This is a genomic window from Streptomyces sp. CB02400 (assembly GCF_001905725.1).
Taxonomy (GTDB): domain Bacteria; phylum Actinomycetota; class Actinomycetes; order Streptomycetales; family Streptomycetaceae; genus Streptomyces; species Streptomyces atrovirens.
This window is the reverse complement of sequence record NZ_LIWB01000025.1, coordinates 70931-88287: the sequence shown is the minus strand read 5'-3', so window position 1 is coordinate 88287 and position 17357 is coordinate 70931. Positions and strand designations below refer to the sequence as shown.

17 protein-coding genes are annotated in these 17357 nt (G+C 72.2%); 6 read left to right on the top strand and 11 right to left on the bottom strand.

What is annotated here, in order from left to right:
• Positions 1-93 precede the first annotated feature (93 nt).
• The 5 genes from thpD to AMK33_RS37130 form a co-directional block, all read right to left on the bottom strand.
• Entirely contained in the window at positions 94-990 is an 897-nt protein-coding gene (thpD, locus tag AMK33_RS37150; RefSeq protein ID WP_073937527.1) for an ectoine hydroxylase, read from the bottom strand.
• Between the two features lie 6 nt (positions 991-996).
• A complete protein-coding gene (locus tag AMK33_RS37145; RefSeq protein WP_073937525.1) occupies positions 997-1395 on the bottom strand; it encodes an ectoine synthase in 399 nt (132 codons plus the stop codon).
• A 35-nt stretch (positions 1396-1430) separates the two neighbouring features.
• Positions 1431-2702 carry a diaminobutyrate--2-oxoglutarate transaminase gene (ectB, locus tag AMK33_RS37140; protein WP_073937522.1) on the bottom strand — a complete coding sequence of 424 codons (1272 nt, stop codon included), beginning with the start codon at positions 2700-2702 and terminating at the stop codon, positions 1431-1433.
• Between the two features lie 87 nt (positions 2703-2789).
• A complete protein-coding gene (gene ectA, locus AMK33_RS37135; RefSeq protein ID WP_073937519.1) occupies positions 2790-3296 on the bottom strand; it encodes a diaminobutyrate acetyltransferase in 507 nt (168 codons plus the stop codon).
• 631 nt (positions 3297-3927) lie between these two features.
• The gene (locus AMK33_RS37130; RefSeq protein WP_073937517.1) at positions 3928-5028 is read right to left on the bottom strand and encodes a pyridoxal-phosphate-dependent aminotransferase family protein; all 1101 of its coding nucleotides are present in this window, start codon (positions 5026-5028) and stop codon (positions 3928-3930) included.
• Positions 5029-5214: 186 nt separating this feature from the next.
• Between AMK33_RS37130 and AMK33_RS37125 the strand changes: the two genes are divergently transcribed.
• From AMK33_RS37125 to AMK33_RS37105, 5 genes are all read left to right on the top strand, one after another.
• On the top strand, positions 5215-6066 hold the full coding sequence (locus AMK33_RS37125; RefSeq protein ID WP_073937514.1) for a transporter substrate-binding domain-containing protein: 852 nt from the start codon (positions 5215-5217) through the stop codon (positions 6064-6066).
• Between the two features lie 4 nt (positions 6067-6070).
• Positions 6071-6907 (top strand): amino acid ABC transporter permease, encoded by an 837-nt coding sequence (locus tag AMK33_RS37120; protein WP_073937512.1) that lies wholly within the window; start codon positions 6071-6073, stop codon positions 6905-6907.
• Complete coding sequence (locus AMK33_RS37115) at positions 6904-7701, top strand: amino acid ABC transporter ATP-binding protein (RefSeq protein WP_073937509.1); 798 nt, start codon at positions 6904-6906, stop codon at positions 7699-7701. Before AMK33_RS37120 ends, AMK33_RS37115 begins: the two co-directional genes overlap by 4 nt.
• Before the next feature lie 21 nt (positions 7702-7722).
• Positions 7723-8814 carry an amidohydrolase family protein gene (locus AMK33_RS37110; RefSeq protein WP_073937507.1) on the top strand — a complete coding sequence of 364 codons (1092 nt, stop codon included), beginning with the start codon at positions 7723-7725 and terminating at the stop codon, positions 8812-8814.
• Between the two features lie 198 nt (positions 8815-9012).
• Entirely contained in the window at positions 9013-9897 is an 885-nt protein-coding gene (locus tag AMK33_RS37105; RefSeq protein WP_107425334.1) for an SCO1860 family LAETG-anchored protein, read from the top strand.
• A 168-nt stretch (positions 9898-10065) separates the two neighbouring features.
• On the opposite strand, the gene cobC is transcribed toward AMK33_RS37105, so the two are convergent.
• The 6 genes from cobC to cobM all read right to left on the bottom strand — a co-directional run bounded on the left by cobC (position 10066) and on the right by cobM (position 16517).
• Positions 10066-11133 (bottom strand): Rv2231c family pyridoxal phosphate-dependent protein CobC, encoded by a 1068-nt coding sequence (gene cobC / locus AMK33_RS37100; protein WP_073937503.1) that lies wholly within the window; start codon positions 11131-11133, stop codon positions 10066-10068.
• Positions 11123-12037, bottom strand: coding sequence for a sirohydrochlorin chelatase (locus AMK33_RS37095; protein WP_073937501.1), 915 nt, complete (start codon positions 12035-12037; stop codon positions 11123-11125). Before AMK33_RS37095 ends, cobC begins: the two co-directional genes overlap by 11 nt.
• Positions 12034-12627: a precorrin-8X methylmutase gene (locus AMK33_RS37090; RefSeq protein ID WP_073937500.1), complete on the bottom strand. Its 594-nt coding sequence runs from the start codon at positions 12625-12627 to the stop codon at positions 12034-12036. The genes AMK33_RS37095 and AMK33_RS37090 overlap by 4 nt, the downstream gene beginning before the upstream one ends.
• Positions 12624-14306 (bottom strand): precorrin-3B C(17)-methyltransferase, encoded by a 1683-nt coding sequence (gene cobJ, locus AMK33_RS37085; protein WP_073937498.1) that lies wholly within the window; start codon positions 14304-14306, stop codon positions 12624-12626. The genes AMK33_RS37090 and cobJ overlap by 4 nt, the downstream gene beginning before the upstream one ends.
• 160 nt (positions 14307-14466) lie before the next feature.
• Positions 14467-15702, bottom strand: coding sequence for a bifunctional cobalt-precorrin-7 (C(5))-methyltransferase/cobalt-precorrin-6B (C(15))-methyltransferase (locus tag AMK33_RS37080; RefSeq protein ID WP_073937496.1), 1236 nt, complete (start codon positions 15700-15702; stop codon positions 14467-14469).
• A complete protein-coding gene (gene cobM, locus AMK33_RS37075; protein WP_073937494.1) occupies positions 15699-16517 on the bottom strand; it encodes a precorrin-4 C(11)-methyltransferase in 819 nt (272 codons plus the stop codon). Before cobM ends, AMK33_RS37080 begins: the two co-directional genes overlap by 4 nt.
• A gap of 98 nt (positions 16518-16615) precedes the next feature.
• On the opposite strand from cobM, the gene AMK33_RS37070 reads away from it, so the two are divergent.
• On the top strand, positions 16616-17344 hold the full coding sequence (locus AMK33_RS37070; RefSeq protein WP_073937571.1) for a ZIP family metal transporter: 729 nt from the start codon (positions 16616-16618) through the stop codon (positions 17342-17344).
• Positions 17345-17357 lie beyond the last annotated feature (13 nt).

The window sequence follows — 17357 nt, the reverse complement described above, 5'->3', positions numbered from 1 at the left end:
CACCGTCGTAGCGCCTACTTCACCGGAGTGGAGTCCCGAGCGCCAATGCTGTGACATCCGGGGGCGACCCCCGGACCCCCGCCCGGATCCGGCTCACCGGACGGGAGTGAAGTCCCGCGCCCCGATGAACTCCGGCCGCCGGATCGGTGCCGCGAACGGCTCGACCGCCGCGTTCTCCACGCTGTTGAACACGATGAACACGTTGCTGCGCGGGAACGGCGTGATGTTGTCGCCGGAGCCGTGCATGGCGTTGCAGTCGAACCAGGTCGCCGAGCCGGCCTTGCCGGTGAACAGCTTGATGCCGTACTCCGACGCCATCGTCGTCAGCGCCTCGTCGGACGGCGTCCCCGCGTCCTGCATCTGCAGGGACTTCTTGTAGTTGTCCTTCGGCGTGGCCCCCGCGCATCCGAGGAACGTCTTGTGCGACCCCGGCATGATCATCAGACCGCCGTTGGTGTCGTAGTTCTCGGTGAGCGCGATCGAGACCGAGATGGTGCGCATGTTCGGCAGGCCGTCCTCGGCGTGCCAGGTCTCGAAGTCCGAGTGCCAGTAGAAGCCGCTGGCGCCGAAGCCGGGCTTGACGTTGATCCGCGACTGGTGGACGTAGACGTCCGAGCCGAGGATCTGCCGGGCGCGCCCGACCACCCGCTCGTCGCGCACCAGCTTCGCGAAGACCTCGCTGATCTTGTGCACCTCGAAGACCGACCGGATCTCCTTGGACTGCGGCTCCACGATGGAGCGTTCGTCCGCGCGGATCGCCGGGTCGGTGGTGAGCCGCTCCAGCTCGCGCTGGTACTCGCCCACCTCGTCCGGTCCGATGAGCTGGTCGATGGCGAGGAAGCCGTCGCGGTCCAGAGCCTGGAGGTCACCGGCCGAGACGGGACCGGGCGTGTCCGGGGAGCCCCAGACGACCGGGTCCTGCCGGGGAGTCGCCACCTCGGTGGCGCCGCGGGTGGGATAGAGATCGGTGACGTTCGTGGTCGTGGTCACGGTGACTCACACCTCCTCGGTGAGCAGCGGGTAGACGCCGTTCTCGTCGTGGTCCTCCCGTCCGGTGACGGGCGGGTTGAAGACACAGATGCAGTGGAAGTCCTCCTTGACCTTGAGCGTGTGCCGCTCGTGGCCGTTCAGGAGGTACATGGTGCCGGGCGTGATGGTGTACGTCTGCCCGGTCTCGCGGTCGGTCAGTTCGGCCTCGCCCTTGGTGCAGACGACGGCCTCGATGTGGTTCGCGTACCACATCGACGTCTCCGTACCCGCGTACAGGATCGTCTCGTGCAGGGAGAAGCCGACCTTCTCCTTGGCGAGGACGATGCGCTTGCTCTCCCAGGTGCCGGACGCCGATTTCACGTGCCGGTCGGTGCCTTCGAGCTCCTTGAACGAACGGACGATCACGGTGTTGCGATGCCTCCTCGGCTCGGATGTGTGTTTCAGGCGGTTTCCCGGACGGCGCGGGCGAGGGTCCTGAGACCCTCGTCCAGCTCGTCCGGGGTGATGGTCAGGGACGGCAGCAGCTTGACGACCTCGCTCTCGGGGCCGGACGTCTCGATGAGCAGCCCGAGTTCGAAGGCGCGCCGGGCGATGCGGCCCGCGCGCTCCTTGTCGTGGAACTCCATGCCCCATACCAGGCCGCGGCCGCGGTACTCCTTGACGTCGGCGAGGTTCTCCTCGGTGACGGCGATCAGCGCCTGCTCGACCTGCTCGCCGCGCGCACGGGTCTGCTTCTCCATCGCGGAGCCGTCGGCCCAGTACGCCTCCAGGGCCGCGGTGGCCGTGACGAAGGCGGGGTTGTTGCCGCGGAAGGTGCCGTTGTGCTCGCCCGGCTCCCAGACGTCCAGTTCGGGCTTGAACAGGGTCAGCGCCATCGGCAGCCCGTAGCCGCTGATCGACTTGGAGACGGTGACGATGTCGGGCGTGATGCCGGCCTCCTCGAAGGAGAAGAAGGCGCCGGTACGGCCGCAGCCCATCTGGATGTCGTCGACGATCAGCAGCATGTCCTGGCGTTCGCACAGGTCGGCCAGGGCGCGCAGCCACTCGGGCCGGGCGACGTTGATGCCGCCCTCGCCCTGCACGGTCTCGACGATCACGGCGGCGGGCTTGTTGAGGCCGGAGCCCTGGTCCTCCAGGAGCCGCTCGAACCAGAGGAAGTCCTCGACCTTGCCGTCGAAGTAGTTGTCGAACGGCATCGGCGTGCCGTGCACCAGCGGGATGCCGGCGCCGGCCCGCTTGAAGGCGTTGCCGGTCACCGCGAGCGAGCCCAGCGACATGCCGTGGAAGGCGTTGGTGAACGACACGATCGCCTCGCGCCCCTTCACCTTCCGCGCCAGCTTCAGCGCGGACTCCACGGCGTTGGTGCCCGTCGGGCCCGGGAACATGACCTTGTACGGCAGGTCGCGCGGGCGCAGGATCCAGTTCTGGAAGGACTCCAGGAACGCGCGCTTGGCCGTCGTCGACATGTCGAGGCCGTGCGTGACGCCGTCCCGCTCCAGGTAGTCGATGAGGGCCCGTTTCAGCACGGGGTTGTTGTGCCCGTAGTTGAGTGAGCCGGCTCCGGCGAAGAAGTCGAGGTACTCGTGGCCGTCCTCGTCGTACATGCGGCTGCCGTGCGCACGGTCGAAGACGGCGGGCCAGCCGCGGCAGTAGCTGCGTACCTCGGACTCGAGGGTCTCGAAGACGCTGAGGTCGGGCTGGGTGATGGTCACGACGAATCGCTCCTCGGTGGCGTGGGAGGTCAGAGGGAGTCGGAAGAAGTCGGAAGAGGCCGGAAGGCCAGGGGCCGGGCCGCGCGGTCAGCGCGTGAGCGGCCCGATGCGGTACAGCACCTCGGGGTCGTGCGGCCCGTCGGGGAACTGGCCGGCGTCGAACAGCACCTCGCGCTCCAGCAGGGCGCCGTGACGCTCCGCGAACGCGGTGAACAGGCGCTCGGAGGCGGTGTTCCCCGGGGCGATGGTGGTCTCCACGGTGTCCACCGCGTGCTCCTCGGCGGTCCGGGCGGCCAGCCCGTCGAGCATCGCCGCGGCGAGGCCGCGGCCGCGGTACGACGCGTCGACCGCGACCTGCCAGACGAGCAGGGTGCGCGGGCTGTCCGGCCGCAGGTATCCGCTGACGAAGCCGATCGGCTCTCCGCGCTCGTCGCGAGCGACGGCCGAGGTGGCGGCGAAGTCACGGCACCACAGCAGATAGCTGTACGACGAGTTCAGGTCGAGGACCTTCGAGTCCCTTGCTATCCGCCACAGCACGGCTCCGTCCGCCACGGTGGGGCGGTCGATTTGCAGGTCTGCTTGTGCGGCAGTCATGTGAATTCAACTTACCCAGGTAAATTCAAAATTGCATCGCCTGTCGGGGTTACGTGCCGGCTCGATCTGTGTTATCGCGCGTACGGGTGTGGTCGCGCGAGAGCCCGGCGATATGCCCGGATTTGAGCGGTACATATGGAGCAAAGCGGGCGCGATGTGGAACCGGTCACAAGTGTGTAACTCCCGTGACGGCGCCCGGAAAGCTCGCGAAATCGTGTCGTTTAGGTCCGAGGAAACCGGGCAGAAGAAGACGGGAAGCTGCTCCGGAAGGTAATCGGGAAATAAGCGAAAGAATGTCTGGGGAGAATCTGTGCGAGGGATTCCGATAATCCCACGGAATTCACGGTCCGGTTACTCCGTCGATACGCTCCCGCGGGCGGCCGGCGTGGCCGTTGTCCGCCTCCTCGACAACGTGCCCGCGTTCGTCGCCCCCGCCGCCCCTTCCCGTCCCGACCTGGGGCTCCGCCCCAGACCCCGCTCCTCAAACGCCGGAGGGGCTGGAAGTCAGCCCGTCCGGCGATTGAGGACGAGGCCCGTTCAGGGCCGAAGGGGGTCTGGGGGCGCAGCCCCCAGGGACGGGACGGGAAGGGGCGGCGGGGGCGAAGGAAGAGCGGACGGCCCCGGCCCGCGCTCAGCGCCAGGCCGCTTCCGCGGCCCGCAGGGCCCCCTCCGTGTCCACGTCCAGCCCCTGCTCACCGAGCGCCGCCCCCAACGCCGCCAGACTCGCCCGCACCGCCCCCGGCGTCGCCTCGGGACCATAGTGGTTGACCCGGATCATCTCCTTGGCGAGCGCACCCCCGCCCGCGGCCAGCGGAAGCGCCGGATCGGCGGCCAGCGCGCGGGCCACCAGCTCCGACGCCACCGTGCCGGACGGCGCCCGCAGGGTCGTGGCGACCGGCGCCGCATCCGCCGCGTCACGCACGTACGGCTCAAGACCTCCACCCAGCGCGACCGCCCCCGCCCGTGTCGCCGCCGCGGCCGACGCGTGCCGCGCCATCACCGCGGCCGGCCCCGCCGCCTCGATCCGCTCCACGCACGCTTCCAGCGCCAGCATCTCCAGCTGCGCGGGAGCGTGCAGCAGCGCCTTGCGCCCGCCGTCGATCCAGCGCTCCTTCCAGTCCAGCAGCGACAGATACGACCGGCGCGGCGCCCGGGGGTTCGCCGCCATCCGCGCCCACGCCCGCTCGCTCACCGACACCGCCGACACCCCGGCCGGACCGCCCATCGCCTTCTGCGCCCCGATCACGCACAGGTCCACGCCCCACGCGTCCGGCAGCACCGGCTCCGCCCCGATCGACGCCACCGCGTCCAGGTAGAACAGCGCCCCGTGCGCCCGCACCACCTCGCCGATCTCCGCGACCGGGTTGGTGTTCCCGGTCGCCGCCTCCGCGTGCACCAGGGACACGAAGTCGATCTCCGGGTGCTCGGCGAACGCGGCCCGCACCTGCTCGGCCGTCACCGCCGTGTGGAAGGGCACCGTCAGGTCGATCACGGTGGCGCCGCAGTCCCGCAGCCAGTCGCCGAAGGTCTGCCCGTAGGGGCCGGTGATGACGTTCAGCGCGGTCGTGCCGGGACCGGCGGTCGCGCGGATCGCGCCCTCCAGCGGCAGCAGCGCCTCGCCCTGCATGATCACGACGTCCTGCCGGGTGCTCAGCAGCCGTGCCACCCGGTCCTCGATCGACGCGAAGTGCGCGGCGCTCAGCGGGGGCAGATCGAGGAGAAGGTGGGTCACGGCGGTGCTCTCTTTGCTCGGCGGCTGCGCGGGTACGTATGACGAGGTCGAGGGTAAACCTTCGCCCGGAGGGGAGCCCGACCGCACGGTTCGCAGGCCGGACGCCCTCGTGACCATCGGTTTGGTTTGAGGCCCTCAAACCCGTCCTTATAATCGGAACCCACAGTTCCCTGACAGGAGGCTCCCGTGAAGACGCTCCCCGGCCGCCGGACCCGTGTGCTGGCCGCCACCATCGCGACGGCCGGGCTGGTTCTCCTGACCGCCTGCACCTCCAGCGACGACTCAGGCAGCGGCTCCAAGACCGCCGCCGGCGGTGTCGAGCTCGTCAAGGCGGGGCAGCTCACCACCTGCACCCACCTCCCGTACCCGCCCTTCCAGTCGGAGATCGACGGCAAGGTGCAGGGCTTCGACGTCGCGCTGATCGACCTGGTCGCCGAGGACCTGGGCGTGAAGCAGGAGATCCTCGACACGCCCTTCGAGAACTTCAAGACCGGCGCCTTCCTCAACTCCGGCGAGTGCGACCTGGCCGCGGCCGGTATGACCATCACCGAGGAGCGGAAGAAGAACGTCGACTTCTCCGACCCGTACTTCAACGCCACCCAGGCCGTCCTCGTCGACAAGGACAGCGGGGTCACCTCCCTCGCCGACGTGAAGTCGAAGAACGTCAAGCTCGGCGCGCAGGCGCAGACCACCGGCGAGGACCACGTCAAGAAGGAGGGCTTCGACCCGGTCTCCTTCGAGTCCTCCGACGCCGTCCTCAACGGCCTGCGCACCGGCCAGGTCAAGGCCGTCGTCATCGACTACCCCGTCGTCCAGGGCTGGCTGAAGGACCAGGCCAACGCCGACGCCTTCGAGGTCGCCGAGCAGATCGACACCGGCGAGCAGTACGGCGTCACGGTGAAGAAGGGCAACACCAAGCTGCGCGAGGCCATCAACAAGGCGTTCGCGGACGCCAAGGCCGACGGCACGTACAAGGAGCTGTACGAGAAGTGGATCGGCCCGTACGACGAGTCCGCCGCCTCGCCGGCCGCGTCCTGATCCCATGGCCGACACGGAGAAACTCCCCCTCCAGCCGAAGAAGAAGGGCCTGACCAGGCGCCAGAAGCGGAGCCTGTCGCGCGGCGCCCAGTACGCCGTCTTCGTCGCGGCCGTGATCGCCTTCGCGGTCACGGCCGACTGGGGCAGGCTGCAGAACCAGTTCGCGCAGGCCGACATCGCCGAGCGGATGTTCCCCGACGTCATCACGCTGGCGCTGAAGAACACCGTGCTCTACACGGTCACCGGCTTCGCCGTCGGGCTCGCCCTCGGCATGGTGATCGCGCTGATGCGGCTGTCGTCCGTCGGCCCGTACCGCTGGCTGGCCGGCATCTACATCGAGATCTTCCGGGGCCTGCCCGCCCTGCTGATCTTCATCTTCATCGGCGTCGCCGTACCGCTCGCCTTCCCCGGCACGGAGATCATCGGCGGTACGTACGGCAAGGTCGCCCTCGCCCTCGGCCTGGTGGCCGCCGCGTACATGGCGGAGACGATCCGCGCCGGCATCCAGGCCGTGCCCAAGGGACAGATGGAGGCGGCCCGTTCGCTGGGCTTCTCGCCCGCCCGCGCCATGGTCTCCATCATCATCCCGCAGGCGTTCCGCATCATCCTGCCGCCGCTCACCAACGAACTCGTCCTGCTCTTCAAGGACTCCTCGCTGGTGCTGTTCCTCGGTGTCACCCTGGAGGAGCGCGAACTGTCCAAGTACGGCCGTGACCTGGCCAGCCAGACCGCCAACTCCACCCCCATCCTGGTGGCCGGCCTGTGCTACCTGCTGATCACCGTCCCGCTCGGCTTCGTCGTGCGCCGTATGGAGGCCAAGGCCCAGGAGGCCGTGAAATGACCCCGAGCCGACCGGAGATCCGCGTCAGCGGTCTGCACAAGTCCTTCGGCGACAACCAGGTGCTGCGCGGCATCGACCTGGAGATCGGCCAGGGCGAGGTCGTCTGCGTCATCGGCCCGTCCGGGTCGGGCAAGTCGACCCTGCTGCGGTGCGTGAACCTCCTGGAGGAACCCACCGAGGGCCAGGTCTTCGTCGGCGGTACGGAACTCACCGACCCGGATGTCGACATCGACGCCGTACGCCGCCGTATCGGCATGGTCTTCCAGCAGTTCAACCTCTTCCCGCACCTCACCGTGACCGAGAACCTCACGCTGCCGCAGCGCAGGGTGCTGCGCAGGGGCAAGGCGGAGGCCGCGAAGACCGCCGCGGAGAACCTGGGGCGCGTGGGCCTCGCGGAGAAGGCGGACGCCTACCCGTCCTCCCTCTCCGGTGGCCAGCAGCAGCGCGTCGCCATCGCCCGCGCGCTGGCCATGGGCCCCGAGGTGATGCTGTTCGACGAGCCGACCTCGGCGCTCGACCCCGAGCTGGTCGGCGACGTCCTCGCCGTCATGCGGATGCTCGCGAACGAGGGCATGACGATGATGGTCGTCACCCACGAGATGACCTTCGCCCGCGAGGTCGCCGACCGGGTCGTCTTCATGGACGGCGGAGTGATCGTCGAGGACGGCGCCCCCGAGCAGGTCATCGGCCACCCCCGCCACGAACGCACCCGCCACTTCCTCTCCCGCCTCCTCGACCCCGCCATGGCGGACGTGGAGGAGGAGACCTCGGACCAGGTGGGCAAGCCCGAGTAGCGGCTGACTAGGGTGCCGGGTATGAGCGAACGCGCGGTGCTGCACGTGAAGGGGCGGATCCTCGTCGGCCCGGACGAGGTCCGCGACGAGCTGTGGGTCGTCGGCGGCCGTATCTCCTACGACCGTCCCGCCGGCGCCCGCGACATCCGCACCGTCGACGGCTGGGCACTGCCCGGCCTGGTCGACGCCCACTGCCACGTGGGCCTGGACCAGCACGGTGCCGTCCCCGACGAGGTCGCCGAGAAGCAGGCGCTCACCGACCGCGACGCCGGCGCCCTGCTGCTGCGCGACGCGGGCTCGCCCTCCGACACCCGGTGGATCGACGACCGCGACGACCTCCCGAAGATCATCCGGGCCGGGCGGCACATCGCCCGCACCCGCCGCTACATCCGGAACTACGCCTGGGAGGTCGAGCCCGACGACCTCGTCGCCTACGTCGCGCAGGAGGCCCGGCGCGGCGACGGCTGGGTGAAGCTGGTGGGCGACTGGATCGACCGCGACCTGGGCGATCTGTCGGCCTGCTGGCCGCGCGGCGCGGTCGAGGCGGCGATCGCCGAGGCGCACCGGCTGGGTGCCCGCGTCACCGCCCACTGCTTCGCCGAGGACTCCCTGCGGGACCTGGTCGAGGCCGGCATCGACTGCGTCGAGCACGCGACCGGCCTGACCGACGACACCATCCCGCTCTTCGCCGAACGGGGCGTCGCGATCGTCCCCACCCTCGTCAACATCGCCACCTTCCCCGCACTCGCCGACGGCGGCGAGTCCAAGTTCCCCCGCTGGTCGGCCCATATGCGCCGGCTCCACGAACGCCGCTACGACACCGTGCGCTCCGCGCACGACGCCGGCATCCCCGTCTTCGTCGGTACGGACGCCGGCGGCACCCTTCCGCACGGCCTGGCGGCCGACGAGGTCGCGGAGCTGGCCAGGGCCGGCATTCCGCCGGTCGAGGCGCTCGCGGCCGGGACCTGGGCGGCCAGGAAGTGGCTCGGCCGGCCGGGCCTGGAGGAGGGCGCGCCGGCGGACCTGGTGGTCTACGGCTCCGACCCGCGCGCGGACGTCCGCGTACTGACGGATCCGCGCCGGGTGGTGCTGAACGGGCGCGTGGTCGGATAAGGCGGATGCCCTGCGGGGCGCACGAGGGGGACGGCGGGGAACAGCCGTGCCCCGGTAATCGAAAGCATTCGCTGACTCGCCACGATGGAGTGAAGAGTCACCGGAACGCTGACGGCCCGCCGTCCGTGCGGACATTCTTTCCGGGTCCCAGTCATGTCTCATGGGGGTCCCACCACCTTGAACAGCACCAACTTCCGTATGCCCGCACGCCGTTGGGCCGCCGCCGCCACGGCCTGCGCGCTCGCCGCCGGTCCCGCGGCGCTGGCCGGAGCGGGCTCCGCGCACGCCACCGAGGGCCACGGCACGGCGAGCGCCGCCGTGCTGCGCACCGGGCTCGACGTGTCCCTGCTCAACAAGACGGTGAACGCCCCGCTCACCGTCTCCCTCAACGAGGTCCGGGCACCGCAGAGCGCGCGGAAGACGGCCCTCACCGCCAGCCTCGACGGCGTCGACGGCGGCAAGCCCTTCAGCGTGCTGCGGGCGGAGGTGGCCGACGCGGAGGCGACGGTGAACGGCGACCGGGCCGAGGCGTCCACCACCCTCTCCGGGGCGCGGCTCCACGTGCCCGGTCTGCCGCTGCTGTCGGTCGTCGAGCTCGAGGCGGTGAGCTCCAAGGCGGTCTGCGAGGCCGGGAAGACCCCGCACGCCTCGGTGACGCTGCCCGCCTCGGTGAGGGTCCTCGGCAAACGCGTCAGGCTGACGGCCGGGGGGCCCACCCATGTCGAGGTGCCGGGTGTCGGTGAGGTCCGGCTGGACCTGTCGAAGACCGGGACCACGTCGACCACGGCCGCGGCGACCGCGCTGCGGCTGGAGGTCTCCGTCAATCCGCTGAAGCTGAACGTCGCCGAGGTCGAGGGCACGATCACTCTGGCCGAGGCGATGTGTGAGGCTCCGGCCGCTCCTGCCGCTCCTGCGGCTCAGGAGGGGGCCGCCGGTGTTCAGCCGCAGGGGGCGCGGGCGGAGGCCAATCTGGCCGAGACGGGTGGTGACTCGATGACGCCGTATGTCGCGGGGGGTGCGGTCGCCCTGCTGGCGGCGGGGGGTGGAGCGGTGGTGCTGGCCCGTCGGGGGCGCGGGAACTGACGTTTTTCGCCCCCGCCGCCCCTTCCCTTCCCGACCTGGGGCTCCGCCCCAGACCCCGCTCCTCAAACGCTGGAGGGGCTGACATCCAGCCCCTCCGGCGTTTGAGGAGCGGGGGTCCGGGGGCAGCGCCCCCGGAGGACGGGAACGGGAAGGGGCGGCGGGGGCGAATCAGACTGTTCTCAGCACCTGCCCCAGCGCGCCCAGAAACCCGTCCACCGTCCCCCGCCCCCGCACCGCCAGCCGCAGCCACTCCTCATCCAGCCCCGGAAACGTATCCCCACGCCGCACCGCGTAGCCGACCGCCCGCAACCGTCGCCGTACCACCGCCGCACGCGGCAGCCGGACCAGGACGAAGGGCCCCTCGGCGGGCTCCACGACCCGCAGACCGCGGTCGGCGAACTCCCGCAGCCCCGAGACCAGATGAGCACGGTCCGCCGCGATGCGCCGCGCCGCGTCGGCCGCCTCCGCGAGGGCCCGGGGCCCCACACACGCCTCCGCCGCCGCCAACGCGGGCGTGGACACCGGCCACAACGGCTGCGCACGCTCCAGCTTCGCGACGACCTCCGGAGCCGCCAGGACGTAACCGATCCGCAGCCCCGCGAGCCCCCACGTCTTGGTGAGACTGCGCAGGACGACGAGACCGGGAACGTCCGTACGCCCGGCCAGCGCCTCGCGCTCACCCGGTACCGCGTCCATGAACGCCTCGTCCACCACCAGCGTCCGCCCCGGCCGGGCGAGCCGGGCGACCGACGCGGCCGGGTGCAGCACCGACGTCGGGTTCGTCGGGTTGCCGATCACCACCAGGTCCGCGTCCTCCGGCACCGCCGCCGGGTCCAGCCGGAAGCCGTCCGCCTCCCGCAGCAGCACCCGGTCCACCGTGTGCCCGGCGTCCCGCAGCGCCGCCTCCGGCTCCGTGAACTGCGGATGCACCACCACCGGCCGGCGTACCTTCAGCGCCCGCGCCAGCAGCACGAACGCCTCCGCCGCACCGGCAGTCAGCAGCACCCGCTCCACCGGCAGCCCGTGCCGCGCCGCCACCGCCGCCCGCGCGGCCCGCCCGTCCGGGTAGGCGGCCAGCCCCGACAGCGACCCGGCGATGTGCTCCCGCAGCCACGGTGGCGGCGTGTCCGCGCGGACGTTCACCGCGAGGTCGACCAGCGCGACGCCGTCGTCACGGACCTCGGCGTCCCCGTGGTGCCGCAGATCGTGCCCGCCGGCCGTCGGCTCAGTGCGCATGGGAGTGCGCGTGGCCGTGCCCGTGGTGATGCCCGTGGTGGTGGCCGTCGTCGTCCGGGTGGAAGTGCGGCTGCTGCGGCTGCCCCACCTTGTCCTCGAAGCCCGGCAGCGCGATCCGGTACACGCACGAGTCGCAGTTCATCCGCAGATCACCCCGCACGGCCTCCTCGTACCGCTCCCACACCAGATCCAGCAGCTCCGGCTCCGGACCGATGACGTCCGCCGACCGCACCTCGGTCTCCGGGTGCGCCGCCGCCCACTCCTCGGTCTGCAGCCGCACCCGGTCCGGCAGGATCCCGGTGAACAGGAAGTACGGCAGGACCACGACCCTGCGCGCCCCCAGCCGCGCGCAGCGGTCCAGCCCGCTCGGCACGTCCGGCGCCGCCAGCGACACGAACGCCGTCTCCACGCCCGCGTACCCGCGCCCCTCCCACAGCAGCCGCGCCGCCTTGAACACCTCGGCGTTGGCGTCCGGGTCCGTCGACCCGCGCCCCACCAGGAGCACGGTCACCTCGGAGGGGTCCCAGGACGGGTCCACCGCCTGGGCGAGCCGCCGCTCCAGCACGCTCAGCAGCGCGGGGTGCGGGCCCAGCGGACGGCCGTACGTGTACGAGATCCCGGAGTGCCGTTCCTTCTCACGGGCCAGCGCCGCCGGGATGTCCCCCTTGGCGTGTCCGGCGGACACCAGCATCAGCGGCACGGCGGCGAACCGCCGCGCCCCCCGCTCCACCAGCTCGGCGACGGCCTCGCCCAGCGGCGGCGGGGACAGCTCGATGAACCCCCCGGCGACGGGCAGTTCGGGGTGGCGGCGCCCCAGCTCCCGCACGAAGTCACGGAACGCCTCCGCTCCGGCGTCGTCCCGGGTGCCGTGGCCGGCGATGAGCAGGGCGGGCGGGGTGGTCACAGGTTCTCCTCGGATTCAGGCGAAGCGGGGTGGTACAGCAGGGCGTTGAGCGCGGCGGCGGCGACCGCCGACCCGCCCTTCTCGGACACGTTGCTCACGGCGGGCAGCCCGCTCTCCCGCAACGCGGCCTTGGACTCGGCCGCCCCGACGAAACCGACGGGCAGACCGATGACGAGCGCGGGGGAGGCGTCCAGGGTCAGCAGCTCCTCCAGGGCGGTCGGCGCACAGCCGATCACCCACAGGGCGCCGGGCCCGACCTCCTCGTACGCCAGCCGCACGGCGTGCGCGGAACGCGTCAGACCGGGACCGGCGACGGCGTCCTTCAGCCGGCACACGGTCGGCCGGCGGGTGATCCCGGCCGCGACCATCTCCACGTCCACCACGACCGGCGCCCCGGTGTGCAGCGCTGCATGGGCCTTCGCCAGCTCGCCCTCGTCCATGACGAGATCGGAGGCGTACTCCAGGTCGGCCGCGGAGTGGATGACCCGCTCCACCACCGCCCGGGTCAGCGGCGGGAAGCGCGAGGTGTCGAGGCGGGCCCGCAGCCGCCGGAAGGACTCCTGCTCGATGGGGTGCACCACGCGGTTCACCGCGCCTCCTCCTGCCAGCGGTAGCCGCGCGGGGTGACCATGCGCCCCGCGATCTCACGGGTCGCCGTGTTGCCCACGGTCACGACCGTCATCATGTCGACCGTCGCCGGGTCCAGCGCGGCCAGCGTGGTCAGCCGGCTCGACTCGTCCGCGCGGGACGCGTTGCGCACGATCCCGACCGGTGTCGCCGGCTCCCGGTGCTCCGCGAGGATCGCGAGGGCCTTCGGGAGCTGCCAGTCACGGCCCCGGCTGCGCGGGTTGTAGAACGTCACCACGATGTCCGCCTCGGCCGCCGCCCGCACCCGCCGCTCGATGACCTCCCACGGCGTGTGCAGGTCGGACAGGCTGATCGACACATGGTCGTGGCCCAGCGGCGCCCCCAGGATCGCCCCGGCCGCCAGCGCCGCCGTCACGCCCGGCACCCCGACCACGTCGATGTCGTCGGACGCCTCCGCGAGCGCGGGGGAGGCCATGGCGTACACGCCCGCGTCCCCGCTGCCGATGAGCGCGACCGCCTGCCCGCGCCGGGCCTCGGCGACGGCCGTCCGCGCCCGCTCCTCCTCCGCCCCGAGACCGGACTCCAGCACCCGCGTGCCCGGCCGCAGCAGATCGCGGATCTGGTCGACGTACTGGTCGAGCCCCACCAGCACGGAGGCACGCCGCAGTTCGGCCTTCGCCCGCGGGGTGAGCAGGTCCCGGGCGCCCGGCCCGAGCCCGACCACCGCGAGCCGCCCGCGCCCCGGCCGCCGTACGACGGCACAGGTCACCATCGCGGGCAGCGCCGCCGACTTCCGCTTCGGCACGAGGAGTTCGCCCCCGCCGACCAGCGCGGCGGCCTCCGCGACCGACGGAGTGCCGACGGCGGCCAGCGGCGCGTCGGACGGGTTGGGCACCTCGACGCGCGCCAACTTCCCGGCGGCGTACGTCACCAGGGGCACCCCGAACAGCCGCGCCGCCTCCACGATGCCCTCCTCCCCGGCCTTGGCGTCCACGGTGGCCAGCTCGGCGACCGACGCCGCCGACAGCCCCGCCTCGCGCAGGGTGTCCTCGACCAGGCCGAGCACCTCGTCCACGGGGGCGCCCTTCGAGGCCCCGACGCCGACGACGAGGGTCGGCGGCCGGAGCACGGCCTCCCGCTCGCCCGGCTCGACCAGCCGGTCCGTGACCCGGATCGTGTACGACCCCTCGTCCGCGACCGGGAGCGGCGGCAGCGGCCAGCCCACCTCGGCGCGCAACGCCACCGCCTCACCGTCCAGCAGGGCCCGGGACACGGCGGCGACGTTCCCCTCCACCGGCAGACCGAGGGTGTCCAGGCCCGGCAGACCGGCCGCGTCGGTCGCCGTCGTCACCACCGGCTCGGCGCCCAGCGCCTCACCGACCGCGCGGGCCAGCTCGTTCGCCCCGCCGCCGTGCCCGCCGACCAGCGACACGGCGAACCGTCCGCCCTCGTCGACACAGACGACCCCCGGATCGCTCGCCTTGTCGTGCAGCAGCGGCGCCACCAGACGCACCACGGCTCCCGTGGCCAGGAAGCACACGAGCTGCTCGCACTCGGCGAACGCGGCCCGTACGGCATCCGGCACGGGACCCTCGTACACGCGCGTACGGTCCGGCCACACGGCGGCCAGCCGGTCCCGCGCGGCCGCTCCGGCCGCCGTGGCGGCAATGAGACCGATCACCGGGTACCCCCTACCGGTGACCGGTGCGGGCGCGCATCGCTGAGCGAGAACCAAGCCGGCACAGCAGTAACCTCCAACAACTTCATGGACCGGGCTGGTTCCAGCCCGGCTGGTGTCGATCGCGTCGGACTCAGCGGCTCACGCTCGTGGAGGAGAGGATTCAACCGTCGACTCCTTCTTCGCGCGCCGGGAGCCGGACGCCCCACAGCAGGAAAACGGGATTGGTCGCCGCCAGCCGGGTCACGTCACCCGGCAGCGGCGCGAGGCGTGAGGACTGCAACAGCACCCCGTCGCAGGAGAAACCGGCGCCCGTCAGCGCCGCACGGGCCGCCGGAACCCGGTCGAGCGCGGCCATGGCGACCACGACCGTCCGCCGCGCCCGTCGCGCGCACGCGGTGACGACCGCCGGCAGTTCACGCCCCCCGCCGCCGACGAACACGGCGTCGGGGTCCTCGTCGAGCCCGGCCAGCACATCCGGCGCCGACCCGTGCACCACGCGCACGTCGACCCCGTGCGCGGCGGCGTTGGCGCGGACCCGCTCCACCCCGTCCGGCGTCTTCTCGACGGCGGTGACGGCGGCCCCGAGCCGCGCGCACTCCACGGCCACGGACCCCGACCCCGCGCCGACGTCCCACACCAGTTCACCGGGGCGCGGCCCCAGCCGGGCCAGAGCCAGGGCCCGCACCTCGAACTTGGTGATCATGGAGTCGCGGTGGTCGAACTCCGCCTCGTCCAACGCCCAGTCGGCGGGCTGCTCGAACCCGCCCGCGACGGTCCGTACCGGCCCGAGAGCCCGCGCCTCGTCCAGGCACAGCACCACACTCACCGCCGCCCCCCAGTCCCGCCCGGCGGCCTCGGCGGGCGTCACCCGCTCCACCCGCTCCTCGGCGGAACCCAGCGCGGAGGCGACGACCAGCACACGCGCATCGCCCCGCAACGCGGCCCCCAGCTCGGCCGGACCGGCCCCGGGCCCCGTCAGCACGGCGACCTTCGGATGGGCCCGGCACAGATTCACCGCCGTACGCGGATCCCGCCCGTGCGCGCTCACCACCACGGCGTCGTCCCACGTCAGCCCGGTCCGCGCGAACGCGGCGGCGACGGAGGAGACACCGGGCCGCACGTCGAGCCGCTCCGGCCCGAACCGTTCGGCCAGCGCCCGCACGATCCCGAAGAACCCCGGGTCTCCGGACGCCAGCACCACGACCGGCCGCTCCTCGGCGACGTACTTCCCGATGGTGTCGAGCGCGGGCGCCAGCGGCCCGAGCACGATCCGCTCGGCCCCCTCCGGCAGCCGCACGGCGTCCAGATGCCGCCGCCCGCCGACCACCAGCTCCGCCCCCGCCGTCACCTGGGCGTCGACCGGCTCCCCGGTCCCCGTACCGACGACGGTGATCACGTGCTCGCACCCCGCGAACGCAATGCCCGGCGAGCCTCCGGGTCGGCCTTGCGGAAGCCGTGGAAGTGACCGGGGTGGTACAGGTGCGAGCGGGTGCCGTGCGCGTCGAGGGCAGGGCCGACCAGGAACAGCGTGTGCTTCCACAGCTTGTGCTCCTTGACCGTCTCCTCCAGCGTGCCGATCGTGCACTTCACGACCAGCTCCTCCGGCCAGGTCGCCTGATACGCGACGACGACCGGCGTGGACGTCGGATAGCCGCCCTCCAGCAGCTCCCGCACCAGCTGCCCGCTGCGGGCGGCCGACAGGAAGACCGCCATGGTGGTGCCGTGCCGCGCGAACTCGCGGACCTCCTCACCCGGCGGCATCGGCGTCTTGCCGCCGCCGAGCCGGGTCAGCACGACGGACTGCGCCACCTCGGGAACGGTCAGCTCGCGCTGCGCGAGCGCCGCGACGGCCGAGAAGGACGACACGCCGGGCACGATCTCGGTCGCGATGCCGAGCTCCGCACACCGGTCGACCTGCTCCTGGGTGCCGCCCCACAGCGCGGGGTCGCCGGAATGGATCCTCGCGACCTTCAGCCCGTCCGCGCGGGCCCGCGCGTAGACGGCCACGACGTCCTCCAGGGACATCGTCGCCGAGTCGAGGATCTCCGCGCCCTCACGCGCGTGCTGGAGAACCTCCTCCTGCACCAGGCTGGCGGCCCAGATCACGACATCGGCATCGGCGATGGCACGCGCGGCACGGAACGTCAGCAGATCGGCGGCGCCGGGGCCGGCCCCGACGAAGGTCACCTTGCCGGTGGGGGCGTCGGCCATGGGATGTGGTCCTCTCCTACGAGTCACGGGATCAAGAAGTGAGCGGTGAGCGGCTGTCACGCGTGCGCGGACGGGCGCCGATCGGATACGAAGAACACATGGCGGTCCTCGTCGCGCTCGGCGCGTTCCTGATGACGCTGGCCGGCGGCTGGTCGGCACACCGCGTGACCGACCGCCGCCACCTGGTGCTGGGCCTGGCCGGTGGCCTGATGCTCGGCGTCGTCGGCCTCGAACTCCTCCCGGAGTCCCTGGAGGCGGCCGGCACCGAGGTGTACGGCGTCCCCGCGGCCCTGCTGCTCTTCGTCGCCGGCTTCCTCCTGGCCCACCTGGTGGAACGCCTCCTGGCCCACCGCCAGGCCGCACACGGCGCCGAGGAGACGAACGGCCGCACGCCCGAGGTGGGCCTCACCGCCGCAGCCGCGATGGTCGGCCACAGCGCCATGGACGGCGTGGCGATCGGCGCCGCCTTCCAGGTCGGCGGCGGCATGGGCGCCGCCGTCGCGGTGGCCGTGATCGCCCACGACTTCGCGGACGGCTTCAACACCTACACGCTCACGCGCGTCTACGGGAACGCCCGCCGCCGCGCGCTGATGATGCTGTTCGCGGACGCGGCGGCACCGGTCGCCGGCGCCGCGTCCACGCTGTTCTTCACCATCCCGGAACCGCTGCTCGGCGGCTACCTCGGCCTGTTCGGCGGCGCCCTGCTCTACCTCGCGGCGGCCGAGATCCTGCCCGAGGCCCACCACGAACACCCGGCCCGCTCCACCCTGCTGTGCACGGTCGCGGGCGCGCTGTTCATCTGGCTGGTGGTGGGCGCCGCGCACTGAGGACGATCCGGCC

Coding starts and splice junctions, on each gene's coding strand:
- ectA (WP_073937519.1), bottom strand. CDS start 3,296: ATGACTGCCGCACAAGCAGACCTGCAAATCGACCGCCCCACCGTGGCG.
- AMK33_RS37120 (WP_073937512.1), top strand. CDS start 6,071: ATGGCCGACACGGAGAAACTCCCCCTCCAGCCGAAGAAGAAGGGCCTG.
- AMK33_RS37115 (WP_073937509.1), top strand. CDS start 6,904: ATGACCCCGAGCCGACCGGAGATCCGCGTCAGCGGTCTGCACAAGTCC.
- AMK33_RS37110 (WP_073937507.1), top strand. CDS start 7,723: ATGAGCGAACGCGCGGTGCTGCACGTGAAGGGGCGGATCCTCGTCGGC.
- AMK33_RS37105 (WP_107425334.1), top strand. CDS start 9,013: ATGCCCGCACGCCGTTGGGCCGCCGCCGCCACGGCCTGCGCGCTCGCC.
- cobC (WP_073937503.1), bottom strand. CDS start 11,133: ATGCGCACTGAGCCGACGGCCGGCGGGCACGATCTGCGGCACCACGGG.
- cobM (WP_073937494.1), bottom strand. CDS start 16,517: ATGGCCGACGCCCCCACCGGCAAGGTGACCTTCGTCGGGGCCGGCCCC.
- AMK33_RS37070 (WP_073937571.1), top strand. CDS start 16,616: ATGGCGGTCCTCGTCGCGCTCGGCGCGTTCCTGATGACGCTGGCCGGC.